The 25,132-nt window shown below is 66.6% G+C and carries 22 protein-coding genes; 9 read left to right on the plus strand and 13 right to left on the minus strand.

Annotated elements, in window-relative coordinates:
* Positions 1-84 precede the first annotated feature (84 nt).
* Entirely contained in the window at positions 85-1,320 is a 1,236-nt protein-coding gene (locus tag D3877_RS03515) for an HD domain-containing phosphohydrolase (RefSeq protein WP_238474713.1), read from the plus strand.
* Positions 1,321-1,338: 18 nt separating this feature from the next.
* On the opposite strand, the gene D3877_RS03520 is transcribed toward D3877_RS03515, so the two are convergent.
* From D3877_RS03520 to pdeM, 5 genes are all read right to left on the minus strand, one after another.
* The gene (locus D3877_RS03520) at positions 1,339-2,562 is read right to left on the minus strand and encodes a CobW family GTP-binding protein (RefSeq protein ID WP_119829365.1); all 1,224 of its coding nucleotides are present in this window, start codon (positions 2,560-2,562) and stop codon (positions 1,339-1,341) included.
* A complete protein-coding gene (locus D3877_RS03525; protein WP_119829366.1) occupies positions 2,532-3,032 on the minus strand; it encodes a Fur family transcriptional regulator in 501 nt (166 codons plus the stop codon). The genes D3877_RS03520 and D3877_RS03525 overlap by 31 nt, the downstream gene beginning before the upstream one ends.
* A 149-nt stretch (positions 3,033-3,181) precedes the next feature.
* Positions 3,182-5,215, minus strand: a complete 2,034-nt coding sequence (locus tag D3877_RS03530; protein WP_119829367.1) for a PhoX family protein — start codon at positions 5,213-5,215, stop codon at positions 3,182-3,184.
* Positions 5,216-5,339: 124 nt separating this feature from the next.
* A complete protein-coding gene (locus tag D3877_RS03535) occupies positions 5,340-6,818 on the minus strand; it encodes a cryptochrome/photolyase family protein (protein WP_119829368.1) in 1,479 nt (492 codons plus the stop codon).
* Between the two features lie 70 nt (positions 6,819-6,888).
* Entirely contained in the window at positions 6,889-7,644 is a 756-nt protein-coding gene (pdeM, locus tag D3877_RS03540) for a ligase-associated DNA damage response endonuclease PdeM (RefSeq protein WP_338014554.1), read from the minus strand.
* Positions 7,645-7,753: 109 nt separating this feature from the next.
* Here pdeM and D3877_RS03545 point away from each other — a divergent pair, with 109 nt between their 5' ends.
* The gene (locus D3877_RS03545; protein WP_119829370.1) at positions 7,754-8,143 is read left to right on the plus strand and encodes a 2Fe-2S iron-sulfur cluster-binding protein; all 390 of its coding nucleotides are present in this window, start codon (positions 7,754-7,756) and stop codon (positions 8,141-8,143) included.
* 146 nt (positions 8,144-8,289) lie between these two features.
* Here the strand turns inward: D3877_RS03545 and D3877_RS03550 are convergent, their stop codons facing one another.
* The 6 genes from D3877_RS03550 to D3877_RS03575 all read right to left on the minus strand — a co-directional run bounded on the left by D3877_RS03550 (position 8,290) and on the right by D3877_RS03575 (position 17,465).
* The gene (locus tag D3877_RS03550) at positions 8,290-10,773 is read right to left on the minus strand and encodes a ligase-associated DNA damage response DEXH box helicase (protein ID WP_119829371.1); all 2,484 of its coding nucleotides are present in this window, start codon (positions 10,771-10,773) and stop codon (positions 8,290-8,292) included.
* A 220-nt stretch (positions 10,774-10,993) separates the two neighbouring features.
* Positions 10,994-13,063 (minus strand): methyl-accepting chemotaxis protein, encoded by a 2,070-nt coding sequence (locus D3877_RS03555; RefSeq protein ID WP_338014555.1) that lies wholly within the window; start codon positions 13,061-13,063, stop codon positions 10,994-10,996.
* A 538-nt stretch (positions 13,064-13,601) separates the two neighbouring features.
* Positions 13,602-14,231 carry a glycerol-3-phosphate 1-O-acyltransferase PlsY gene (gene plsY / locus D3877_RS03560; RefSeq protein WP_420796879.1) on the minus strand — a complete coding sequence of 210 codons (630 nt, stop codon included), beginning with the start codon at positions 14,229-14,231 and terminating at the stop codon, positions 13,602-13,604.
* Positions 14,228-15,514, minus strand: coding sequence for a dihydroorotase (locus tag D3877_RS03565; protein ID WP_119829372.1), 1,287 nt, complete (start codon positions 15,512-15,514; stop codon positions 14,228-14,230). Before D3877_RS03565 ends, plsY begins: the two co-directional genes overlap by 4 nt.
* Entirely contained in the window at positions 15,511-16,488 is a 978-nt protein-coding gene (locus D3877_RS03570) for an aspartate carbamoyltransferase catalytic subunit (RefSeq protein WP_119829373.1), read from the minus strand. The genes D3877_RS03565 and D3877_RS03570 overlap by 4 nt, the downstream gene beginning before the upstream one ends.
* 86 nt (positions 16,489-16,574) lie before the next feature.
* A complete protein-coding gene (locus D3877_RS03575) occupies positions 16,575-17,465 on the minus strand; it encodes a transcriptional regulator GcvA (RefSeq protein WP_119829374.1) in 891 nt (296 codons plus the stop codon).
* Positions 17,466-17,638: 173 nt separating this feature from the next.
* Here D3877_RS03575 and D3877_RS03580 point away from each other — a divergent pair, with 173 nt between their 5' ends.
* From D3877_RS03580 to D3877_RS03595, 4 genes are all read left to right on the plus strand, one after another.
* On the plus strand, positions 17,639-17,890 hold the full coding sequence (locus D3877_RS03580) for a DUF1127 domain-containing protein (RefSeq protein WP_119829375.1): 252 nt from the start codon (positions 17,639-17,641) through the stop codon (positions 17,888-17,890).
* 5 nt (positions 17,891-17,895) lie between these two features.
* Entirely contained in the window at positions 17,896-18,318 is a 423-nt protein-coding gene (locus tag D3877_RS03585) for a GFA family protein (RefSeq protein ID WP_119829376.1), read from the plus strand.
* Between the two features lie 226 nt (positions 18,319-18,544).
* Positions 18,545-18,880: a cupredoxin domain-containing protein gene (locus D3877_RS03590; protein ID WP_119829377.1), complete on the plus strand. Its 336-nt coding sequence runs from the start codon at positions 18,545-18,547 to the stop codon at positions 18,878-18,880.
* A 93-nt stretch (positions 18,881-18,973) separates the two neighbouring features.
* Positions 18,974-19,822 (plus strand): FTR1 family iron permease, encoded by an 849-nt coding sequence (locus D3877_RS03595; RefSeq protein WP_119829378.1) that lies wholly within the window; start codon positions 18,974-18,976, stop codon positions 19,820-19,822.
* A gap of 34 nt (positions 19,823-19,856) precedes the next feature.
* Here D3877_RS03595 and ruvX read toward each other — a convergent pair whose 3' ends face one another.
* Positions 19,857-20,402 carry a Holliday junction resolvase RuvX gene (gene ruvX, locus D3877_RS03600; protein WP_119830761.1) on the minus strand — a complete coding sequence of 182 codons (546 nt, stop codon included), beginning with the start codon at positions 20,400-20,402 and terminating at the stop codon, positions 19,857-19,859.
* A gap of 434 nt (positions 20,403-20,836) precedes the next feature.
* On the opposite strand from ruvX, the gene serA reads away from it, so the two are divergent.
* Positions 20,837-22,081, plus strand: coding sequence for a phosphoglycerate dehydrogenase (serA, locus tag D3877_RS03605; RefSeq protein WP_199720690.1), 1,245 nt, complete (start codon positions 20,837-20,839; stop codon positions 22,079-22,081).
* Positions 22,082-22,183: 102 nt separating this feature from the next.
* Complete coding sequence (locus D3877_RS03610) at positions 22,184-22,885, plus strand: hypothetical protein (protein WP_199720691.1); 702 nt, start codon at positions 22,184-22,186, stop codon at positions 22,883-22,885.
* A gap of 34 nt (positions 22,886-22,919) precedes the next feature.
* Here the strand turns inward: D3877_RS03610 and D3877_RS03615 are convergent, their stop codons facing one another.
* Positions 22,920-24,431, minus strand: a complete 1,512-nt coding sequence (locus D3877_RS03615) for an MFS transporter (RefSeq protein ID WP_199720692.1) — start codon at positions 24,429-24,431, stop codon at positions 22,920-22,922.
* Positions 24,432-24,517: 86 nt separating this feature from the next.
* On the opposite strand from D3877_RS03615, the gene D3877_RS03620 reads away from it, so the two are divergent.
* Positions 24,518-25,102: a TetR/AcrR family transcriptional regulator gene (locus D3877_RS03620; protein ID WP_119829381.1), complete on the plus strand. Its 585-nt coding sequence runs from the start codon at positions 24,518-24,520 to the stop codon at positions 25,100-25,102.
* Positions 25,103-25,132: the final 30 nt, after the last annotated feature.

Raw genomic sequence — 25,132 nt, forward strand, 5'->3', positions numbered from 1 at the left:
GGGCGCGTTCTTTCTTCTGCCAGACTTCGCGCATGAGGTAGGGTTGAGGGCGTGCGGGCGGGTTGCTGGGGGAGTGTGGGCGCCGTGGGTCTCGTCGGTCAGTTTCTGGAATTCATCGAACAGACGCCCAACCAGTCCCTGCGGGCGTTGAGCGACCGCGTGCTGCGCAAATGCCGCGAGTTGACCGAAGCCGAGGCCGGCAGCGTCTTCATGCTGCGCGGCCAGGGGCGGGGGCGGCATCTGGAGGCTGTCAGCGTTCAGAACGACGTGGTCCGAGCCAAGACCGCCGCCTTCACCATCCCGCTCGACACCACCTCCATCGCCGGTTATGTGGCGATGACTGGCCACACGCTTCTGATTGAGGACGCCTACGCCATCGCCGAGGATCGGCCCTACCGCTTCAATCCGGCGTTCGACCAGCGCACCGGCTTCCGCACCGGCTCGATCATGGCCTTCGCCCTGAAGGGTTTTCGCGGCAAGCCGGTCGGGGTGGTGCAACTCATGAACCGCCGTCCGGGCGCGGATGGCGCGCCGCTGACCTTTCTGCCGGGTCACGAGGCGATGATCGCCCCGGTCAATCATCTGGTTGGGCGGGCGCTGGAACGCGCGGCGACGCTGGAGCGGTTGAAGGAACGCAACCGCGAACTGACGCAGGAGCGCCGTCGCGTCGCCGAATTGCAGGCGGAGACGGAACGCGCCTTCATGATCTCGGTCAATCTGCTGGCCAAGGCCGCCGAGGTCCATGACGAGGACACCGGCAACCACATTCTGCGGGTCAACGAATACTCCCACGCGCTGGCGGTCTGGGCGGGCTGTTCGCGCGCCTTTTGCGAGGAGATCCGCTTTTCCGCCGCCCTGCACGACGTCGGGAAGATGAGCGTCGATCAGGCCGTGCTGCACAAGCAGGGGCGGTTGGACGAGCGCGAGTTGGCCGAGATGAAACGCCATCCGGTCTATGGCTATGAAATCCTGTCGGCCTCCGACCGGCTGAAGATGGCCGCCGAAATCGCCCACTGCCATCATGAGCAATGGGCCGGAACCGGCTATCCGCGCCAGTTGAAGGGGGAGGAGATCCCGCTGGCCGCGCGCATCGTGTCCATCGCCGATTGTTACGACGCGCTGCGCAGCAAGCGGCCCTACAAGCCGTCCTTCAGCCACGACAAGACGGTGTCGATCATGACGCAAGGCGACGACCGCATCGACCCGGCCCGCCATTTCGACCCGCGCCTGATGGCGCTGTTCGCCGAAAACCACGCGGAGTTCGACCGCATTTGGAACGAACTCCGCGATGAGGAGGAGGAGGGCGCGGTCAAGGCCTGACCGCGCGCGTCCCGCGCCTTACGCCGCCGGGGCCTCGCCCTCGCCCCAGACCAGGCTGTTGAACAGGGGTTCGATCACCGTCGGCCCCAGATCGCGGGTGATGAAGACCAGCTTGGTGCGTTGATCCTCGCTGGGCCATTCCTCCAGCCGGACGGGGGGATGGAACATGTGCTGGACGCCATGGACCACCACCGGCAGGTCGCTTTCCTGGACGTTCAACAGCCCCTTCACCCGCAACAGATTGTCGCCGCCCTGGGCGATCAGCGCCTCCATGAAATCGACGAAGCCGTTCCAGGGAACGCGGCGGTCGATCACCATGCAGAAGGCGCGGATGTGGTCGTCGTGGCGGTTGGCGTCATGGTGGTGGTGATCGTGGCCGCAATCGGCGGCGCAATGATCGCCATGCTCATGCTCATGCTCATGCTCATGATCGTGGTGATGATCGTCATGCGTGTGGTCATGCCCATGCTCACCATGCTCATGATGCTCATGTCCATGATGCCCATCTTCATGATGGTCATGGCCGCGCGCCTGTTCGTCGCGATAGGCCTCTTCGCGCAGCCAGCGGACGACGTCCGGGCTTTTGGTCTCCGGGTTGTAGAGACCGGCGTCGAACAGCACGGCCGGGTCGATGGCGCCATGGGCGGCGGGGATGATCGGGGCCGCCGGGTTGATGGCGTTCAGCCGCTTCATCAGCGCGACGGTCGCGGCGGGGGCGGCCACGTCGGTCTTGGTCAGCACGATGCGGTCGGCGACGGCGGCCTGTTTGACGCTTTCCGGCTGGCGGTCAAGCTGGCTGGAGCCGTGGGCGGCGTCCACCGTGGCGATGACGCCGTCCAGACGGAAGCGGGCGGCCAGCAGCGGATCGGTCATCAGCGTGTGGATGATCGGCGCGGGATCGGCGAGGCCCGTGGTTTCCACCACCACCCGCTCGAAATCCGGCACCTCGCCGCGCACCCGCTTCAGGAACAGGTCGCGCAGCGTGTCCACCAGATCGCCCCGGATGGTGCAGCACAGGCAGCCGCTGTCCATCAGCACCATGTTTTCCGACGCCTTGGCGACCAGCAGATGGTCCAGCCCGACCTCGCCAAACTCGTTGATGATGACGGCGGTGCGGGCCATGGCGGGATGGCGCAGCAACGCTTGCAGCAGCGTGGTCTTGCCGCTGCCGAGAAAGCCGGTGAGCACCGAAACGGGCAGGCGGGGGGAGGTCACGGGTGTTTCTCCTGACAGTCTTTGCAGACGCCGCGCACCTCGACGGTGGGGCGTTGCACGCGAAAGCCGCGCACGGTGGCGGCGGCGTCGATGGCGGATCGGATCGACGGGTCGTCAATCTCGGCGGCGTCGCCGCAGCCCTCGCACACCAGGAATTGCCCGGAATGCGAGGCGCCGGGGGCGGCGCAGCCGACATAGGCGTTGAGCGATTCGATGCGGTGGACCAGCCCCTGATCGACCAGAAACTCCAGGGCGCGGTAAACGGTCAAGGGCGCGGTCGCCTTGCCGTCCTGCTGGCTCAGATCCTCAAGAATGGCGTAGGCCCCGCGCGGGCGGTGGCTCGACCACACCAGCTCCAGCACCCGGCGGCGCAGGATGGTCAGGCGGGCGCCGCGCTCCGCGCACAGCGCGTCGGCGCGGGTCAGCGCGTCGGCGACGCAATGGGCGTGGTCGTGCGGCGCGGCGGCGGTGTGGGCGTGGTCGGTGTGAGCGCTCATGATGTTATTTTATAACATTTCTAAGCGCGATGAAAACCCCGCTTCGTCGTCGCGGGCGGAAAAAGCGTGGGCAAGGAAAAGGGGCGGCCCCTTGCGGAGCCGCCCCCTTCTGTGTCAGGCGCGTGTTCGCGGTCTGGCGGCTGTGCCGGTCAGAGGCCGAGGACCCCGCCGTCCTTCTTGGTGATGACGATGACCGAGGGGCGCGGCGGCATGCCCGGCTTGAAGTCGGGCCAGCGGGTGGCCGGCTCCTCAAAGGTGGAAAGCTTGCCGAAGGGCTTGTACAGCTCCACGCCGTCGGTCGCCGGGTGCTGGACGGAGATGAACAGCGCCTTGTCGTCGGGGGTGAAGAAGGGGCCGCAGATTTCGGCGCCGACCGGGTTGCGGTAGAACATGCGCGACAAGCCGCGCAGTTCGCCGTCGGTTTCCACCGCCCAGATTCCGTCGGCGGTGCCCGACGCCTTGGCCCAATTCTCGCCCTGGTCGGTGCCGACCCACAGGCGGCCATGATTGTCCACGGCGACGTTGTCGGGACAGGCGAACCAACCGTTGGCGCTGGTGTCGGCGTGATATTGGCCGCCAACCTTCGCGTCCTTCGGATTGCCGCCGCGCAGCAGCATCTTCCAGGTCGCCTTGGTCGCCGTGTGGTCGCCGTCGTTCGGGGTGATCTCCACAATCTGGCCCCAATCGTTGACGGCGCGCGGGTTGGCGGCGTCGATCTGTTCGGGCTTGCGCTTGTTGTTGTTGGTCAGGACGACGTAAACCGTGTCCTTCTTCAGATTGATTTCAACGTCTTCCGGGCGGTCCATCTTGGTCGCGCCCAAAATGTCGGAGGCCATGCGGGCGTTGATGAGGACGGTCGCCTGATCGGGGAAGCCCTTCTCCGCCGTCAGACCATTCTGGCCTTGGACCAGCGGCAGCCACGTCACCGATCCATCGGCGCCGAACTTGCCGACATAGAGCGTGCCTTCGTCCAGGATGCCCAGATTGGCGGCGCGGTTGGTCGGGTCGTACTTTTTGGCGGCGACGAATTTGTAGACATACTCGAACCGCTCGTCATCGCCCATGTAGGCGACGACCGTGCGGTTCTTCATGACGACGACGTTGCAGGCTTCGTGCTTGAAACGCCCCAGCGCGGTGCGCTTGCGCGGGGCGGAGGTCGGGTTGTAGGGGTCGATTTCGACGATCCAGCCAAAGCGGTTGGCCTCGTTGGCTTCCTTCGTCACGTCGAAACGGTCGTGGTAGGCCCCCCAATTGTACCAGGCGCCCGGAATGCCGTAGCGCTTGAACGCGGCGGCGTTCTTGTGGTCGTCGGCCATCTTGCCCCAGAAATAGCCGTTGATGTTCTCTTCCGCCGACAGCCAGGTGCCCCACGGGGTCATCCCGCCGGCGCAGTTGTTCAGCATGCCGCGCACCACGGTTCCGGTGGGGTCGGCGGCGGTGCGCATCAGGGGATGACCAGCGGCCGGGCCGGTGATGCGGCATTCGGTCTCGCCGGTGATCCGGCGGTTGTATTTGGACGCGGCGTCGTACGTCCACTTCCCCTTGACCTTGCGGATTTCGACGACCGAACCGCCATGGGCGGCGATTTCGATGTCGGCCAGATCCTTGGTCATCCGGGCGAAGTTGGCCTTCTGCTGCTCTCCGTTCAGGCCGGGGAACATGACCTCTTCGTCGGTGTACTCATGGTTGGTGCAGAGCAGCCCATGGTCGGCGGTCTTGGAACCGAGCGGCAACGGCGCGAAGCCATTGAAATCATTGTTGTAGCCGAACTGCGTCGCCTGAGCGGCGGCGGTCTGCTTCATCGGGTCGAAGGCGGGCGCGCCGGGCAACACCGGGTCGCCCCAGCGAATCAGCACGTTGACGTCGTGACCCGGCGCGACATGATGAGTTTCATCCACGCCATGGGCGATTTCTTCAAAGCGGAAGCTTGGCGTCGCGGCGCCGGGGGCGGCGTTCGGCGTGGCGGCTTCCGCCTCGGCGGGGGCGCTGAACAGGGCGACCGGGCCGACCAGCGCGCTGAGCGCCGAACTGGCCAGCATGCCGCCGATCAAGCCACGGCGACCAACGCGCTCGTTCAACACGTCACCCAGCGTCGGGTTGGACGACGGGTTGACGCCGACGTCTTCCTGGCTGTCGAAGGTGAGGTATTTGGTGCCCTTGCGGGTGATTTCGTCGCCGTTCATTTGCCTGCCTCGCCTGGCGCCGCCGGATGGATCCGGGGGCGTGTCTCTGGGTTGGCGACACACTAGTTTGGATTCATGACGTTTTCTTTGCGGCTCCATAACGGTCCTATGAAATGACGGGCCGTCAGAGCGTTCGCCCCTTTTGTTCGGCGAACAGCGACAGCGCCCGGTTGCGGGCCAGCGCGTGGTCGATGATCGGGCGTGGGTAGCTCTCGCCCAGCCGCACCCCGGCCTGTCGCAGAATCTCCGGCGGGGCGTCCCACGGCTTGTGGATCCAGCGCGGCGGCAGGCGGCGGAGTTCGGGGACGAAGCGGCGGACGTAATCGCCCTCGGGATCGAACTTCTCGCCTTGCAGCACCGGGTTGAAGATACGGAAGAAGGGGGCGGCGTCGGCCCCGCAACCGGCGGTCCATTGCCAGCCCCCGGCGTTGTTGGCCAGATCGGCGTCCACCAGCGTGTCCCAGAACCAGCGCTCCCCCGTCTGCCAGGGCAGCAGCAGATCCTTGACCAGGAACGAGGCGGCGATCATCCGCACCCGGTTGTGCATCCAGCCGGTTTCCCAGAGCTGCCGCATCCCGGCGTCCACGATCGGATAGCCGGTGCGCCCGCGCGTCCAGGCCGCCAACCCGGCGGGGTCGTCGCGCCAGGGGAAGGCGGCGAACCGCTCGTCCAGCGGCTGGTCGGCCAGATGGGGGGCGTGGTGCAATAGATGGTGATTGAACTCGCGCCAGCCGATTTCCCGCAGGAACGACTCGACGCCGGTCTGCCGGTCGGGGTGGGCGTCCGCCGTGTGGCGGGCGGCGTGCCAGATCTGGCGCGGCCCGATCTCGCCAAAGGCCAAATGGGGCGACAGGCGGGCGGTGCCGTCCTGGTCGGGGCGGTCGCGTTCGGTCGGGTAGCGGGCGACCGGTCCGTCGAGGAACGCGGCCAGTGCGTCGCGCGCCGCCGCCTCCCCCGGACTCCAGGCCGCCCGCAGGCCGCCTGCCCAATCCGGGGCGGTGGGCGCCAGGCCCCAGGACTCCAGCGGGTCGGAGGCGGGCGGCGTCGCCGGGGCGATCAGCCGTTGGGCGGGCAGCAGGGCGGGAACGGGCAGGGGCAGGGGCGGGGCCAGCGTGGCCGACAGGCTGCGCCAGAAGGGGGTGAAGACCTTGAACGGCCCGCCGCTTTTGTTCTGCACGGTCCAGGGTTCGGCCAGCAGATTGGCGTTGAAGCTGCGCGCCTCGACTCCGTCGCGCTTCAGCGCCTCCTTGATCGCCGCGTCGCGGGCGGTCTGGGCGGGGGCGTAGCGCCGGTTCCAAAACACCGCCCCGGCCCCGCTCTCGCCGATCAGGGCGGGCAGGATCGCCGCCGGATCGCCGCGCCGCAAAATCAGCGGCGCACCCAGGGCGGCGCAGGCCGCGCCCAGCCGTTCCAAACTGCCACGCAGCCACCAGCGCGACGCGCCGCCCAGCGGGCGGGGGTCGCCGGGGACCTCCTCCAGCACATAAAGCGGCAGGATCGGCGCGCCGAGGCTGGCGGCGGCGTGGAGCGCCGGGTTGTCGGCCAGACGCAGATCGTTGCGGAACCAGACGATGACCGGCGTGGCGCTGAGGGGGGCGGGCATGAGGGCGGCTCGTGCGATGGGCGGCGGCGAGCCTTCGGATATAGGCGGTTGGGCCGGTTCGACCAGGGGGTCAGCCGCCGCGATCCGGCGACAGACGGTCGCGGGGGAAGCGATGGACCCGCCCGCGCGCCGTCAACAGAACTTGGAAGTTCGGCCCCAGCAGCCCGGCGATGGCCGGATTCAGAACGTTCAGCCCGCCGGTGAAGGCCCCGAAGGCGGGCAGGATCAGCTTGGCCCCGTCGGTGACGAAACAGCGGTCGCGCAGCCGCCGCCCGGCCAGCGCCAGCGCCGCCGCCGGGTGCAGATGGCCGGACAGCTCGCCCACCGCGCCAGGTTGCGCCTCGTGCCGGAACACCAGCGGGCCGAGCCGAACCTCGGCGGCGGCGCGCCCGCCCAGCCCCTCCGGCGGATCGGGGTCGTGGTTGCCGGTGATCCACACCCAATCGACGGCGGCGGTCAGCGCCCGCAGCCGCGCCGAATCCTCCGCCGTGATGCGCCCGCCCGCCCGGCGGTCGTGGAAGCTGTCGCCCAGGCACAACACCCGGCTTGGCCGCTCCCGCTCGATCACCGCCGCCAGTCGGTCCAGCGTCGCCCGCGTGTCATAGGGCGGCAGCATCCGGCCCCGCGCGGCGAAGGACGATCCTTTCTCCAAATGCAGGTCGGCGACCGCCAGAACCCCTTCGCCCGGCCACAGCAGCGCGCCCGACGCGTCGGCCAGCAACGCCGCCCCGCACAGGGTCAGCGCCGCCCGGCTGTCGTCAGTCGGACAGGGTTGGGCGTCGGCTTGCGGGAAACCCGACATTGTTCGTTCACCGGCTTTCGTCACGGACGGCTCAAATCCTTAAAAAATTTGTGGGCATAGAGCTTGCACGGAAGGGCGTGGCCGCCGCGACGCCCGTCGCGGCGAACCCGCAACCACACCCGGAGGAAAGACCATGGCCACCGTGACCTTCGCAGGCCCGACCCTGCCGAAAGACGTGACCGTCTACGCCATCGCCGGCGACACCAGCACGCTGCTGGCGTTGGCGAAAAAGAACAACATCACCATCCCCTTCCAGTGCCAGGACGGCGAGTGCGGCTCCTGCCTCGTCAAAGTGACCTATCTGGACGGCAAGACCCCGATGGCCATCCACCTGACGGAAAAGGAAAAGGTCACTCTGTCGGTCAACGGCAAGCTGACCAAGGATCTGCTGGCCCAGGCCGAGGTGAACGACCGTCCGCCGCCCTACCGTCTGGCCTGCCAGTTCATCGTCCGCGACGAGAACATCCGCATCGAGTTCAGCGGCGAGCCGGGCGTCGAACCGGAACTGCGCAAGTCGGCCTGAGGAGTCTCGGCCTGAGGAGTCGCCAGCCCCCTCCCTGACCCTCCCCCGCTTCGCGGGAGAGGGAAACGCGGCCCTCTCCCGCGAAGCGGGGGAGGGAGGGACCCATGCGTCCGCATGGGGGGGAGGGGGCCTTGGCGGGGGCGGCGTCACAACAGCCGCCCCTGCCGGTCAGGCTCGGCCCGTTTGGGCGGCGGGCGCAGCTCCGGCATCGCCTCCGCGACCAGTTCGGCGGCGGCGGCCAGCAGCTCGTCCGTGGCGTCGCCGTCGATCCGCTCGCGCCCGATTTCCAGGATCACCGGCACGGCCAGCGGGGAAATCCGGTCGAGATCCTTGCGGGCGATCCGCCCGCGCACCCGCGCCAGAAAATCGGCCAGCCGCCGGATGTCGGTCAGCCCGCCCGCCGCGTCGGCCCGCGTCGCCCGCAGCAGCACATGCCCCGGATCATGCTTGCGCAGCACGTCGTAAATCAGGTCGGACGAGACGGTGACTTGCCGCCCGCTCTTTTCCTGGCCCGGATGGCGGCGTTCGATCACCCCGGCGATCAGCGCCACGTTGCGGAAGGTCCGCCGCAGCATCGAGGATTCCTCCATCCAGGCTTCCAGATCGTCGCCCAGCATGTCCTGGTCGAACAGCGCGTCGAGATCGTCGGGGGAGCGCAGCGACCACACCGCCAGCACGTAATCGGTGGCGACGAAGCCCAGCGGCCCCAGCCCCAACCGCTCCATCCGTCGGGTCAGCAGCATCCCCAGCGTCTGATGCGCGTTGCGCCCCTCAAAGGCGTAGGCGACGAGGAAGCGTTTGCCGTTGCGCGGAAACAGCTCCACCAGCAGCCCGTCGCGCGCGGGCAGGACCGAGCGCAGGCGCTGAAGCTCCAGCCACTCGCGCACGTCGTCGGGCAGATCCCGCCAGCCCGCCGGGTCCGCCAAAATAGCCCGCACCCGTTCGGCCAGATGGGTGGTCAGCGGCAGCCGCCCCCCGGCGTAGGCGGGGATCTTCGGGTCGCCGGTTCCGCCCTTGGCGACCTGCGCCTCCATCTCGCGCACGCCCAGGAATTTCAGCAATTGCCCGGCGAAAAGAAAGGTGTCGCCCGGCGTCAACCCCTGGATGAAATACTCCTCCACCTCGCCCAGAACCGGGCCGCGATTCAGGCGGACGCGCAGCAGCGGCTCCTGCGTGATGGTCCCGACATTCATCCGGTAGAGCCGGGCGACCGCCGGGCCGCTCACCGCCATCCGCCCGTCGTCGCCCCGGCGCAGGCGTTGGAACCGCTCATACGCGCCCAGCGCGTAGCCGCCGGTCGCCACGAAATCCAGAACATCGTCGAATTCGTCGCGGCTGAGGTCGGCGTAGGGGGCGGCGGAGACCACCTCCTCATAGAGCGCGTCTGGGTGGAAGGGCGCGGCGCAGGCCATGCCGAGCATGTGCTGGGCCAGCACGTCGAAGCCGCCGGGGCGGAGCGTGTCGCCGTCCAACGCGCCTTCGCGCACGGCGTCCAGCGCGGCGCGGCATTCCAGCACCTCGAAACGGTTGGCGGGAACCAGCAGGGCGCGGCTTGGCTCGTCCAGCCGGTGGTTGGCCCGGCCAATCCGCTGAATGAGGCGGCTCGATCCCTTGGGCGCGCCGATCTGCACCACCAGATCGACCGCCGCCCAATCAATGCCGAGATCGAGGGAGGAGGTGGCGACCACCGCCCGCAAATCCCCCCGCGCCATCGCCGCCTCCACCTTGCGCCGCTGCTCCACCGCCAGCGATCCGTGATGCAGGGCGATGGGCAGGGTGTCGTCGTTGACCTTCCACAGCGCCTGAAACACCATTTCGGCCTGGGCGCGGGTGTTGACGAACACCAGGGTCGTGCGCTGCTGGCGGATCTGTTGATAGAGTTCGGCCATGGCGTGTTGGGCGGTGTGCCCGGCCCAGGGCAGCCGTTCGCGGCTGTCGAGAATCGCGATGTAGGGGGCGGCGCCGCTGCGCCCCAGCACCAGCTTGACGTCGCCGCCGTCCTTCCGCCCGCTGCGCGACAGCCACGCCAGCAATTGGTCGGGCGCCGCCACCGTCGCCGACAGCCCGACCCGCCGCGCCGCCGGGGCCAAGCGCCCGAGCCGCGCCAGCGCCAGCGCCAGCAGGTCGCCGCGCTTGGTCCCGGCCAGCGCGTGCAGCTCATCGACGATGACGCAGCGCAGGGGGTGGAACAGCCGGTCGCTGTCGCTGTAGGACAGCAGGAGGGCCAGACTTTCCGGCGTCGTCATCAGGATGTGCGGCGGGTGGGCGCGTTGCCGCCGCCGCTTGGCCTCCGGCGTGTCGCCGGTGCGCGTCTCGGCCCGGATGGGCAGGCGCATTTCGGCGATGGGGCTTTCCAGATTGCGCTGGATGTCCACCGCCAGCGCCTTCAGCGGCGAAATGTAGAGCGTGTGCAGCCCGTCGCGCGGCCGCTCCGCCAACTCGATCAACGAGGGCAGGAACCCCGCCAGCGTCTTGCCGCCGCCGGTCGGCGCGATCAGCAGCGCGCTCGCCCCCTCGTCCGCCGCCGCGACCATGGCGAGCTGGTGGGCGTGCGGCGCCCAACCGCGCGAACGGAACCATCCGGCGACGTTGGGCGGGATGAGATCGGTCGGGGCGGCGGGGGAGGGCATCGGCACGGCGCTGGACGACAATGGGCTGGGAGGAAACGCCGCCCAGCATGGCACAGGGAACGGCCCAACGCGTGGCCGTTCCGTCTGCGCGCTGAAAACAGCGTCGGTGGGGATAGCCTTGCTTCCCCATACTCTCGAGAGGATCGCAGGCTATCGAACGCTCGACGCTGCTGGAAACATAGAAAACGTCTACGACGCGTCAAGGCTGCGGGGAACCCGATCAGGCCGCCCGCACCGTGGCGATGAAGTTGGCGACCTCGCTGCGCAGGCGTTCGGCGTCGCGGGCCAGACCGCCAGCGGCGTCGAGAACCAGGGTGGCCGCCGATCCGGTTTCCGACGCGGCCTGGGTCACGCCGGTGATGTTGCTCGACACCTCGCCGGTGCCAAGGGCCGCTTGCGACACGTTGTTGGCGATGTCGCCGGTGGCGGCGTTCTGCTCTTCGATGGCCGCCGCGATGCCAGTGGCGATGTCGTTGATCTGGTTGATCGTGCTGGCGATGCCGCCGATGGCCGATTGCGCGCCGCCGGTGGCGGCCTGGATTTCCTTCACCTTCACCTGGATGTCTTCGGTGGCTTTGGCCGTCTGGTTGGCGAGCGCCTTGACCTCCGACGCGACCACGGCGAAGCCCTTGCCGGCCTCTCCGGCGCGGGCGGCTTCGATGGTGGCGTTCAGCGCCAGCAGGTTGGTTTGTCCGGCGATCGAGTTGATGAGGACGACGACCTGTTCAATCTGTTGGGCCGCCTGCACCAACCCTTCGATGGCCAGCCCGGTGCGCTTGGCGTCTTCCACCGCCTGCGCGGCGACGCGGGTGGAGCTGGTGACTTGCCGACCGATTTCACCGATGGAGGCCGACAATTCTTCGGTCGCCGCCGCCACGGTCTGGACGTTGGCCGAGGCCTGTTCCGCCGCCGCCGCCACATTGTTCGCTTGGGTGCTGGTTTGGGTGGCGGTGGAAGACATGGCGGTCGCCGTGCTTTGCATGTCGGTCGCCGCCGTGGCCACCGTCTCGACGATGCCCTGGACGCTGCTTTCAAAGCGGTCGGCCAGTTGGAGCATCGACGCGCGGCGGTCCGCCGCCGCTTTGGCGCTGGCCTGCTTGGCCTCGTCTTCCAGAAGCTTGGCTTGGTTCATGTTGTCGCGGAACACCTGCACGGCGTCGGCCATGTCGCCGATTTCATCCTTGCGGCCAATGGCGGGAATCGCCGCCGTCAGATCGCCGCGCGCCAATTGCCCCATGGCGCGGGTCATCGCCACGACCGGAGTCGCGACGCTGCGGCTGATGGCCCAGGCCATCACCACGGCCAGCAGAGCGGCGATGGGCGTCAGGGTTTTGGTGGTCGTCTCGGCGAAGTTGGCGGTCGCCACCGCGTTTTCGCGGAGCTTGGTTTGTGAGGCGCTGGCCGTGTCACGAATGTCTTTGAGCTTAGCCGCGACCTCGGTGGCGATGGGGGTCAGTTGGGTGTTGAGAATGTTGTCCAGGGCCGCCATGCGCTTTTCCATGTCGGACAGACCGGCGCTGAAGGTCTGGAACAATTCCGTCGCCTTTTTGATGCGGTCGGCCTGACCGTCGGCAAGCGGGAGGGCGGCCAATTCCTTCAGCCCATCGCGGGATTGGGCGAGGCGGTATTGGACGCGAGCAAAATCATACTCCTTGTCGCCATCCAGCAGCCGAAAGATCAGGATGCGCGACGTCCACACGCCTTCGCTGATGCGGTCGATGGTCGCCAGCGTGGCGAGATGCTCAGCCTGGATCTCGGCGTCCCGCATTTCTACCAGCAGGGTGCGGATGTTCGATCCAGTTTCATAAACAATGGTCTTGTTCAGGCGATCCTGTTCAATCCGGTTCGCCACATAACTCTTGGTGGTCGCGTCGTATTGACGGATTTTCTCAATGGCGGCGTCAGCCTGCGATTGTTCGGCGGCGGTTTGCATCAGCTTTCGGCTTGCTGCCAACTCAGCGACCGAGGCGCTCAATTCCTTTTCCGTGGTTTCCGCGTTGCTGGCGGTTCCAGACATGACATAGCGCATGAAAGCCACTCTGGCCCGCAACAGCGCAAGGTCCGCGTACTGCACCTGGCGAACCACCTGCCCTTGGTCGGCGAAGTCGGACAGGCTCTCTTCGGATTGCTGGGTTGTCTGCCATGATACGCCGCCAAGCAGAAGAAGCAAAAAGACCACGACAGCAAAGCCCAAGGATATCCTGAGGCTGATTTTCAGATTTCCAAACATTTCGTATCCAAACATTTTTAGGAAACGCCACCAACCGATCTCATTTGCCGGATTTGACATCGGTCAAGAGAGCGTTCATGTCATTGGTGTCGATTGACGTTAACGTAACATAGTAATTTTTAGGATATCAGGAGAAAAATGAAACATAATTCTTAATGATTAAATGCCATAATTTATCTGTATGCTATCCATAAATTATTATTATTTTAAGAAACACCACAATATTAGAGAATAATAAAATATCAGCAATTGCGGAATATTGAGTAAATACCCAAGTATGCAGTGTAATCGCGCAAAGGCGCGACCTGCATACTTTTTGTATTTTTTAAAAATTGCCGGTGACGTGTTGCTCACGCCGACGCCCAAAAGCAAAAATCAGCTTCATTGGTGACGTTGGGTCGCACGTCTGGCGCGTTGGCGACAGCGGCGGCGCAAGGATCGCCGCCACTGGTGCTTTTTAAGAAATTATCAAGAGTCTTTTTGAGTCATTTTTTGTCGTGTGGAACGACGCCCCCTGAGCGACGGAAGCACGCCACCGAGGGGAGCGCCCCATCGCCGGTCAACCCCGCTGGCCCAAAATCCGCTGCGGGGCGCCGGATCAGGCGGCTTGCTTTCCCGCCCCGATCTTCGGCTCTTCGCCCTTCAGCAGGCGGCGGATGTTCGCCTCGTGGCGGATGAAGACCAGGATCGCGATGAACAGGCACAGGCCCGCCACCAGCGGCCCGCCGAACCACCACCCCGTCAGCGGGCTGAGCGCGATGGCGGTCAGCGCCGACAGGGAGGAGATGCGGAACAGCCCGGCCACCACCAGCCAGGTCAGGCAGGCCAGCAGGCCGACCGGCCAGCAGACGGCCAGCAGCACGCCGATGGCGGTGGCGACGCCCTTGCCGCCCTTGAAGCCCAACCACACCGGAAAGCTGTGGCCCAGCATGGCCCCGCCCGCCGCCAGAACCGCCGCCGTCATGGCCATATCTGGCCCGATGAAGCGACCGGCCAGATCCAGGGCGACCAGCGCGGCGACCGCGCCCTTGCCGCTGTCCAGCAGCAAGGTGGCGAGCGCCAGCGGTTTGTTGCCGGTGCGCAGGACGTTGGTCGCCCCGATGTTGCCCGATCCGATCTGGCGGATGTCCCCCAGACCGGCCAGACGGGTCAGCACCAGACCGAAGGGGATGGACCCCAGCAGATAGCCCAGCAGGGCGGCGGCGACCAAAATCAGCACGGCGATCAACCCTCCGACCAGACGGCGCGGCCATCGACGATGGTGCGCAGGGGGCGGCCCTGGACCGGGCGCTTGTCGAAGGGCGAGTTCTTCGACTTCGACTTGAAGCGGCTGACGTCGATTTGCCAAGGCTGGTCAAGGTCGAAGGCGACCAGATCGGCGGGACCGCCCTTGGTGATGCGGCCCAGCGGCAGGCCCAGAATGTCCGCCGGTTTCACCGTCACACAGGCCAGCGCCTGGGGCAGCGTCAGCGCGCCCTTGTGCACCAGCTCCAGCGTCAGCGGGAACAGGGTTTCCAGACCGCTGACGCCGCAGGCGGCTTGCCCGAAGGGCAGGCGCTTTTGATCCTGGTCCTGCGGGACATGGTCGGACGCGATGGCGTCGATGGTCCCGTCGGCCAGACCGACGACGATGGCGCGGCGGTCCATTTCGCCGCGCAGGGGCGGCGACACCTTGGCGAAGGTGCGGTAATCGCCGACGTCGACCTCGGTCAGGGCGAAATAATGCGGGGCGGTGTCGCAGGTCACGCGCAGGCCGCGTTCCTTGGCCCGGCGGATCAGATCGACCGATTCCCCGGTGGTGACATGGGCGAAATGCAGCCGCCCGCCGGTCAGCTCGACCAGACGCAAATCGCGTTCGATCATGATGATCTCGGCCTCGCGCGGGATGCCGACCAGCCCCAGGCGGGTGGCGATTTCGCCCGCGTTCATCATGCCGCCGCCCAGGCTCGGCTCTTCGGGATGTTGGACGATCAGCTTGTCGAAGGTCTTGGCGTAGCTGAGCGCCCGGCGCATCGTTTTGGCGCTGCCGATGGCCTTGGTCCCGTCGGTGAAGGCGACCGCCCCGGCCTGGGCCAGCAGGCCCATTTCGGTGATCTCGTTCCCCTCGGTCCCGCGCGTGGCGGAGCCGTAGGCGAAGACCTTGACCAGCTTGGCTTCGCGCGCGCGGCGGGCGACGAACTCCAGCCCGGCGACCTCGTCCAGCACCGGGTCGGTGTTGGGCAGCAGGGCCATGGCGGTGATGCCGCCGACGGCGGCGGCGCGGGACGCGCTCTTGATCGTGTCCTTTTCCTCGTCGCCCGGCTCGCCGATCAGGACGCGCATGTCGACCAGACCGGGGGCCAGGCATTGGCCGGTCAGGTCGATGGCCTGGATTCCGTCGGGCACGCCGTCGGCGAACAGGCCGGGACCGAAATCGGCGATCCTGGACCCGTCGGTCAGCAGATTGGCGCGTTGGTCGAAGCCGGTCGCCGGGTCGATCACGCGGGCGTTCAGATAGGCGACGCGGCTCATTGGGCGGCTTCCCGGCAATCGGCGTTGCGGCGGTCACGGGTGAGAAGGTCGAGCACGGCCATGCGGACGGCGACGCCCAGCTCGACCTGATCGAGGATCATGGAGCGCTTGAGGTCGTCGGCGACCTCCGAGGCGATCTCCACCCCGCGATTCATCGGGCCGGGGTGCATGATGACCGCGTCGGGCTTGGCGACCTCCAGCTTTTCGTAATCCAGGCCGTAGAAGTAGAAATACTCCCGCGTCGAGGGGACATATTGGCCGCTCATCCGTTCGGTCTGAAGCCGCAGCATCATGACGACGTCGGCGTCCTTCAGCCCGGTCTTCATCGAATGGTGGACCTCGACGCCCAGCCGTTCGATCTGCGAGGGCAGCAGGGTCGGCGGCGCGACGCAGCGCACCCGCGCGCCCATGGCGTTCAACAGATGGATGTTGGAGCGCGCCACCCGGCTGTGCAGGATGTCGCCGCAGATCGCCACGATCAGCCCCTCCAGCCGCCCCAGACGGCGGCGAATGGCCAGCGCGTCGAGCAACGCCTGGGTCGGGTGTTCGTGGTGGCCGTCGCCCGCGTTGATGACCGAACAGTTGACCTTGTCGGCCAGCAGCTTCACCGCGCCCGATTCGGCGTGGCGGACCACCAGCGCGTCGAGATGCATGGCGTTGAGCGTCATCGCCGTGTCGATCAGCGTCTCGCCCTTTTTCACCGAACTGCCGTCGGACGACATGTTTATGACGTCGGCGCCCAGCCGCTTTCCGGCCAGCTCGAAGCTGGTGCGGGTGCGGGTGGAGTTCTCGAAGAACAGGTTCACCAGCGTCCGCCCGTCGAGAAGATGGGACTTCTTCACGGGGCGCCGGTTCTGCTCGACATAGCCGTCGGCGAGGTCGAGGATCTGGGTGATCTCGGCGGACCGCAACCCCTCGATGCCGAGAAGGTGGCGGTGCGGAAAGATCGCTTCGGAGATGGGGTTCGCGCTCATGGGCGCGGACTATAGGAGCGGTGCGGGACGCCCGCAAGCGCCCGCGACGGGCCGCGCCGTGGTGGATCGGCTCAGGGCGGATCGGCTCAGGGCGTTTTTCCGGCCTCCTCGAACAGCCAGTCGCGGAACGCCTTGACCTTGGGGCGGGTGAAGTAATGCGGCGGGGCGGCGACGTAATAGGCGAGGCTGCCGGGCAGATGCACGTCGAACAGTCGCACCAGCCGCCCGGCGGCGATGTCGTCGGCCACCAGAACGCCGCGCGCCAGGGCGATGCCGTGGCCGCTCATCGCCGCTTGCAGGGTGAAGGACGAATCGTCGAAGCGCAGGCCGCGCTCGACGTCCACCCCCTCGATCCCCGCCGCCCGGCACCACACCGCCCACGAGATGTTGTAATCATCATGCAACAGGGTGTGGTGACGCAGATCCTCCGGGCAAGTCAGCGGGTTGGCGTTTTTCAGCAACGACGGATGGCTGACCGGGAAAATATCCTCGGTCAACAGCCGTTCGACCTGAAGATCTGGCCAATGGCCGCTGCCGAAGCGAATCGCCAAATCCACGTCCTGCCGGGCGAAATCGACGATCTGCGACGTGCTTTGCACCCGCACGTCCATGTCAGGGTAACGCTTTTGAAAGCGCATCAGGCGCGGCACCAGCCATTTCGACGCGAAGCTCGGCATCGCCGAAATGGTCAGCGGCCCGGCGCTGTCGTTGCGGATCAGCCGTTCGGTCGCCTGGGACAGCGTGTCGAGCGCCTCGCGCACCGACGGGACATAGCTCTGCCCGGCCTCCGTCAGGGCCAGCGCCCGGTTCATTCGGCGAAACAGAGGTAATCCGAGCCATTCCTCCAGCGCCTTGATTTGGTGGCTGACGGCGGCTTGGGTGACGTGCAGCTCGTCGGCGGCTTTTGTGAAAGACAGATGACGGGCGGCGGCGTCAAAGGCGCGAACCGCGTTCAGCGGCGGAAGTCGGCGGGACATCGGAAACCAAATGTGGGGGTGATCGGATTAGCTTTCCTAATTCAGTCTATGAGAAAGCGTCGTTTGTCCGCAAGAACCGGGTGGTTCATGGTTGGCCTCACGACAGACAGTCAGCGTGGCGCTGCCGACCGGCCCCTCGGTCCAGCCACCCTTTGATCCGATGGAGACCGACCATGAGCCAGACCACTCCCTCCGCTTTCGACGCGTCCGGCATCGCGGCCCCGCAGGCCGTCGCGTCGCCCCGCCGCGCTGGCGTCGGCGTCGGCGGCGTTGTCGCCGCGCTGTTCGACGGTCTGGCGACCTGGACGGAGCGCCGCCGCCAGCGCCGGGCGTTGGAACGGATGCCCGACCATATGCTGGCGGACATCGGCCTGTCGCGCGCCGACGCCGAACAGGAAACCGAAAAGCCCTTCTGGCGGGGTTGAGCGCGATGAGCGGGGTTGCGGAACCGCAGGATCTGACCGGGCGCTGCCTGTGCGGCGGCTTGCGGTTCCGGCTGACCGAACGGCCCATGGGGGTGGTGAATTGCCATTGCGGCCAGTGCCGCCGCTTCCATGGCCATTTCGGCGCCTATGTCAGCGTGCCGCGCCCGACGGTGCGGTTCGAGGCGGAGGAGACGCTGCGCTGGTTCCAGTCGTCCGCCAAGGCGCAGCGTGGTTTTTGCGGGACCTGCGGCTCCTCCCTGTTCTGGAAGGGCGACGACAGCCCGTTTCTGGACGTCACGGCGGGGTGCTTGGACGCGCCGACCGGGCTGACCACGCTGCGGCATATTTTTGTCGCCGACCAGGGTGATTATTACGTCATCGACGACGCGTTGGAGCGTTTCCCCGGAACCGCGTCGGAACCACCGTGATCGGGACGGATCGCTGGTTTTTTGCAACACGCGCCCGCCGGGCCGGACTCCGTCCGGCCCTTTTTGTGTGTTTTGTCAGCGGGTTGGCGGTGGGGTTTTGAAGCTGCGCGATTCGGTCGCAGGTGTTGTGCGCTTGCAGCAAAAAGCTTTTGATTGACCGAAGGACCTATGGGTGAGAATGATTTGCAGACGCACATGCATTCCTTTCCCCTGAGGTCTCTTCCCGATGCGCCCTTTGATCGCTCCGCTCGCCCTGTGCGCCGCTCTGCTGGCGCCGATGACGTCCGCGCTGGCCGATGACGCGCCGATCACCATCGTCATCAAGGACCACATGTTCACCCCCGCCGAGGTGAAGGTCCCCGCCAACAAGCGGGTGACTCTGCTGGTCGACAACCAGGACGCGACGTCGGAAGAGTTCGAGAGCGCCGAGTTGAAGGTCGAAAAGATCGTCGGCGGGCGCAAGCAGATCAAGGTTAGTTTCGGCCCGCTGAAACCCGGCAAATACCCCTTCTTCGGCGAATTCCACGAAGCCACCGCCAAGGGCGTCGTCATCGCCGAATGAGGCGGGATCGCAGGGACTGACCGCGTTTCCCCTGACCGCGTTTCCTCGTAAGAACCGCCGCGCTTCGTTGTTTTTGTCGGATTGGAGAACCCCATGCTCGCCAGCCTGATCATCGTCTTCCGCGAGGTTCTGGAGGCCGGTCTCATCATCGGCATCGTCATGGCGGCGACAAAGGGCGTGGTCGGTCGCGGGCGCTGGGTCGCCATCGGCATTGGCGCGGGCATCGTCGGCTCCTGCGTGGTGGCGTGGTTCGCCGACGCGATCAGCGGCATGTTCGCCGACACCGGGCAGGAGATGTTCAACGCCTGCGTTCTGCTGGTCGCCGTCGTCATGCTGGCGTGGCACAACGCCTGGATGGCCCAGCATGGGCGGGAGATGGCGCGCGACATGGCGGCGGTGGGCCGCGCGGTGTCGAACGGCGAACAATCGCTCGCCGCGCTGGCCGTGGTGATCGGCGTCGCTGTCCTGCGCGAAGGGGCCGAGGTGGTCCTGTTCCTCACCGGCATTCTGGCGTCGGAAGAGGGCGGTTTGACGACGGTGCTGGCGGGCGGTCTGGGCGGCGTGGCCTTGGGCGCGCTGATGTCCACCCTGATGTATGTCGGCTTGCTGCGCATCCCGACCCGTCACCTGTTCCGGGTGACGACGTGGCTGTTGACCCTGCTGGCGGCGGGCATGGCGGCGACCGCCATGTCCTTCCTGGCGCAAGCGGGCGTTCTGGAAAGCGGCGGGACCATCTTGTGGGACAGCTCCTGGATTTTGCGCGACAAGAGCGTGCTGGGGCAGGCGCTGCACGTCCTAATCGGCTACACCGACCGCCCGACCGAGGCGCAGTTGGCGGCCTATGTCGCCACCGTGCTGGCCATTCTGGCGCTGACCCGTGTGGCGGGCGGCGGCGGCAAACCCGCGCTGGCGGATCGCCGCGTCGCCAACCCGGCAGAGTAAGGCCCGGCGGAGTAAAGTCGGGCGGAGTAACGCTTCAGCGTTCGCGGTCAGTCCATTCCTCGGCGGAATTTTCATCCTCGGCGTCGCGTTCGGCCTGACGGCGCTGGTTGGCCAGCATGTCGAGCGCGCCTTGCAGGATGTAGGCGGCGGCCATCTTGTCCACCACCTCGTCCCGCCTTTTGCGGGTCATGTCGGCCTCGCCGATCATGAAGCGCTCCACCGCCGAGGTGGACAGCCGCTCGTCCCAAAAGGCGATCTGCGCGTCCCAGCCCAGCAGGTCGGCGCGCTCTTCCAAATTCTTGGCGAAGGCGCGCACGGACTCGACGCGCGGCCCCTCGGTGCCGTCCATGTTCAACGGCAAGCCGACGACCAGCCCGCCGACGCTGTAATCGCGAATCGTCTTGGCCAGTTCGCGGGCGTCCTGGGTGAATTTCGTCCGCATCAGAACGCCGATGGGCGAGGCGACGATCAATCCGGGATCGGCGACGGCCAACCCGACGGTCTTGGAGCCAACATCCAGCCCAAGCAGGCGCTGGCCTCTGCCCAACCGGGCGGTGAGTTCGGGGAGTGTGTGAATCATGCCCCGGACCATAGGATCCCGGACGTCCCCCGGCAAGATCGCTCATTGACGTGACGTCACGGGGGGAATCTGAAACCGTGAGCAAGAGGAAGCGATTTTCGGACACGGATGAACACGGATACCCACGGATGAACACGGATAAAAATTATATGGCTTGATCCGTGTTCATCCGTTGGCCGACGACGTCGGCATCCGTGTTCATCCGTGTCAAAATTCCGCGCGATCAAACGGCCTTGTCCTGAGTGGGGCGCACGACTGTCGCCCGCGCGGCGCGCGTTTTGCGCCACGCCGTCATGCGCGAACGGCTGCGGCGGCGCAGCATCGGTTGGGTGACAAGGCCCGCTGTTGGCGTTACGGTGCGCCTTCGCTTTGCCGTGGCCCGTCGTCGGAGTGTTTCGCGGCGGACGGGCCGTTGACCAAGACGGATGCCGACCGTGACCAAGCTCTCGCTCTCCAAGGACAAGATCAACATCCTTCTGTTGGAAGGGGTTCACGACAACGCCATCGACGAGTTGGCGCGGGGCGGTTACGCCTCGGTCGAGCGCCTGCCGCGCGCGCTGGACGAAGAGGAATTGCTGGAGCGCATCGGCTCCGTCCATATTCTCGGCATCCGTTCGCGCACGCATCTGACCGCGCGCGTTCTGGAGGCGGCCAGCAAGCTGATGGCCGTCGGCTGTTTCTGCATCGGCACCAACCAGGTCGATCTGAAGGCGGCGCGCCGTCTGGGCATCCCCGTCTTCAACGCCCCCTATTCCAACACCCGGTCGGTGGCCGAGCTGGTGATCGGCGAGATCATCATGCTGATGCGCGGCATCTTCGAGAAGTCGGCGCTGGTCCATGGCGGCGGCTGGATGAAGTCGGCCAAGGATTCCTACGAGATTCGCGGCAAGACGCTGGGCATCGTCGGCTATGGCCACATCGGCACCCAGGTGTCGATCCTGGCCGAAGCGATGGGCATGCAGGTCCGTTATTACGACGTGGTCCGCAAGCTGGCCCTGGGCAACGCCCGTCCCTGCGAGACGCTGGAGGAGCTGCTTTCGGTCTCCGACGTCGTCACTCTGCATGTGCCGGACACCCCGCAGACCCGCAACATGATCGGCGCGGCGGAACTGGCGTCGATGAAGCCGCGCAGCCATCTCATCAACGCCGCGCGCGGTCAGGTCGTGGACATTCCGGCGCTGGCCGCCGCGATGGAGTCGGGCCATGTGCTGGGCGCCGCCATCGACGTCTTCCCCAAGGAACCGGGGGCCGACAACGAGGTGTTCGAAAGCGCGCTGCGCGGCATCAAGACCGCCATCCTGACCCCGCACATCGGCGGTTCGACGGTGGAGGCGCAGGCCAACATCGGCACCGAGGTGGCGCAGAAGCTGATCGAGTATTCGGACAACGGATCCACCGTCGGGGCGGTCAATTTCCCGCAGGTGGCCTTGCCGGTGCAACTGGGCTGCACGCGCTTCCTGCACGTTCACGAAAACCGTCCGGGCATGCTGCGCAAGGTGAACGAGGTGTTTTCGGGCCGCGACCTGAACATCGCCGCGCAGTTCCTGCAAACCGATCCCGAGCTGGGCTATGTCGTCGTCGATGTCGATGGCGAGGTGGACGAGCTGGAGGTCACGAACGATCTGCGCGCCATCGACGGCACGCTGAAGGCGCGCTTCCTGTTTCCGGGCAAGCGTTGATTTTGGCCTGAGGCTTTTTTGCCTGAGGCTTTTGTTGCAAGGGGGCTTGCCGATGGGCGGCGGCGCGGCGACATTGGTCGCATGATCGCCCATCGGCTTGCCATGATTGTCGTGTGTCTCGTCGCCGGGGCGTGCGTCGCGCCCCCCGCCGGGGCGCAGACCGCCGCATGTCCGCCGATGGCGCGGGCGACCTTGTCCCTGGACATCGCGCTGGCCCCGATCCAGCGCGACGACGGGCTGTCCATCGCGCAGCTCGCCCGGCAGCCGGGGCGGGCGCCCGGCCCCGCAGGGTCGGCGCGCGGCCATGTGCTGGGGCTGACCCAGGCCCGCTATGGCGAACAAACCCAGGTCAGCGCGCTGTTCCAACCGATGGGCGACGGCAGTTTCTGCGCCTCGCCCAAAACGCTGACCGTGTCCTTCGGCTTTCAGCAGCGCGTGGTGCTCATCGCCCGCGAATTGCCTCCGGCGAGCTGCATTTTCCGCGAAGTGCTGGAGCATGAGATGAAGCACGTCGCGGTGGACGAGGCGCTGTTGCGCGACTTCGCCCCGCTGGTCCGCCGCCGTCTCGACGACGTGGCGGCGCAACTGGCGCCGGTGCGGGCGCGCAGCCAAAACCAAGCCATGCAAGCCTTCCGCCGCAGCCTGGATTCGGCGATGCGGGCGACGATGCAGGAGTTCGGGCGGGAACGCGACCGGCGGCAAGCCCTGGTGGACACCGCCGAAGAGTATGAGCGGGTTTCAAAATCCTGCGGCGGCGAGGTCCGCGATTATCTGCCCAAACCGCCGACGCGGCGGCAGGGCTGACGCGGGACCACGCCGGGCGTCAACGATCCTGCCCTCAACCCTGCGGTTCTTGCGGGCGTGGCGCGTGGCGCAGCGCGCAAAACACCAGGATCGTCAGGGCGCCGAGGAGCAAGGCGGCGGCGCCCAGGACCGTTTGGTGGGCGCTGGAAAAGGCGCGCGTCGCCGTCGCGATGATGGCGTCCCCCTCCGCGCCGCCGATGGTCTGAGCGGCGGTCATGGCGTCGTTGATCGAGTTCGCCGCTGTCGCTGGAACCATGCCAAGGACTCCCATCGCGCCGCTGAAATGGGAATGATAGGCGGCCCCCAGCAACACCCCGAAAAAGGTGATTCCAAGCCCAGCGCCAAGTTCATAGCCGGTCGCCTCAAGAGAACCGGCGGCGCCCGCCTTGTCGGTGGGCGCGCTGCTCATGATGGCGACGGACGAGGCCAGAAGACCGCAGCCCAACGCCGTTCCAAGCAGGCCAAGCAACGCGGCGGCGATGAGGGGGGAGGCGTCGACGCTCACGCGCCCAAGCAGGAAGAAGGACGCCGCCGCCGCGCCCATGCTGGCCGTCGCGACCGCGCGCAGGCCAAAACGCTCAGTGAGCATCCCGGAAAACGGGCTGACGGCGGCGGACGCGGCGGCGAGCGGCAGCATGAACAGCCCCGCGTCCAGCGGCGTCTTGCCGAAGACATATTGAAGCTCCTGCGCCAGGACCAACTCAAAGCCCGCCATCGCGCCGGACGCGACGAAGGCCATCAGCAGGCCGACGCTGAAGACGGGCGTGGCGAACAGCGACAGATCCAGCATCGGCGTGGCCGACGCCCGCTGAATCCGGGCGAACCAAACGAGCATGGCGACGCCGAGAATCAGCGTCAGCGTGCCAAAGACTCCTTCGCCGGTCGGCATGAAGCCCGATTTGATGGCGTAGGCGGTCGCGATCAAGCCGAGGATGAGGATCAACGCCTGTTGGATGTTCCAAGCTCCCAGCGGTTTGGACGGCTGACGCGGCAGGACGAACCAGGCGGTCGGCAAGACCACCAGCATGACTGGCAGGTTGATGAGGAAAACCGACCCCCACCAGAAATGCTCCAGCAGGGCGCCCCCGGCGAGTGGACCCAACGCCGCGCCGACCGACGCGACCGCGCTCCAGACGCCAAGGCCCAAGGCGCGCTCCCGTTCATCCTCGAAGCTCTGGCGGATCAGCGCCAGAATGGAGGGCATAATCATCGACCCGCCAACCGCCATCAGGGCGCGGGCGGCGATGAGCAGCAGAGGCGCCGGAGAAAAGGCGGCCATCACCGAGGCGATGGTAAAGACGGACAACCCGATCAGCATCATCGGGCGATGGCCGACGCGGTCGGCCAGGGTGCCCATCGGCACCAGAAGCCCGGCCATCATCAGCGAATAGATGTCGATGATCCAAAGCGCCTCGGTTGCGGACGCGCCAAGCGCGGCGGTCAGCGTGGGGACGGCGATGTGCAGAATCGTCATGTCGATGACGATTGGAATGAAGGCGAGAATGACGGTGGCGAGAACCAGCCATCGGTTCGGCTGCGGATGCACGATACACTCCTTGTCGGGCGTTCACAGGCCCCGACACAGGGGTTATATATAAATCCGTCCAGATGGATTGAAAAGAGGGGCGCCGAGTGGGAAGACGTCAATCGATTGATCGCGACAGCGTTCTGGAAGCCGCCGAACGGGTTGTGGCGCGGGATGGGGCGCTGGCCCTCACCCTGGACGCCGTCGCCACGGAGGCGGGCGTCAGCAAAGGCGGCGTGCAATATTGCTACAACACGAAGGACGCGCTGATCGAGGCGATGGTCGATCGGGTGATGAAGAGTTATGACGACAGCGTGAAGCGCTATTTGGCGGCGCATTCGGGTGAGCCGTCCGCCCGCGTTCTGGCGCATGTCGAGGCGACGCGGGCCGAGGACGTCGCCAGCGGCGCCCGATCATCGGCGCTGCTGGCGTCGTTGGTCCGCGCGCCCGACTATCAGCGCGCGATTAAGAAGGGCTATCGGGAGATTTTTGACGGCGTTGACGCCGGTTCCAACGCGGATTCCGGCGTCAACTCCAGCGCCAGGGACCGGGCGCTCATCGCGATGCTGGCCGCCGAGGGCGCGTTTCTGTTGCGCGGCCTTGGCCTGCACGACATCGGTGAACAGGAGTGGGAGCGGGTCTTCGCCGCGATCCGCAAACTCGTCACGGAAGCGCCCGCGCCGACCGAATAAGAACGGCGCGCCGGTCCGTCACACCCCCCG

This window comes from Azospirillum cavernae, assembly GCF_003590795.1.
GTDB lineage: Bacteria > Pseudomonadota > Alphaproteobacteria > Azospirillales > Azospirillaceae > Azospirillum > Azospirillum cavernae.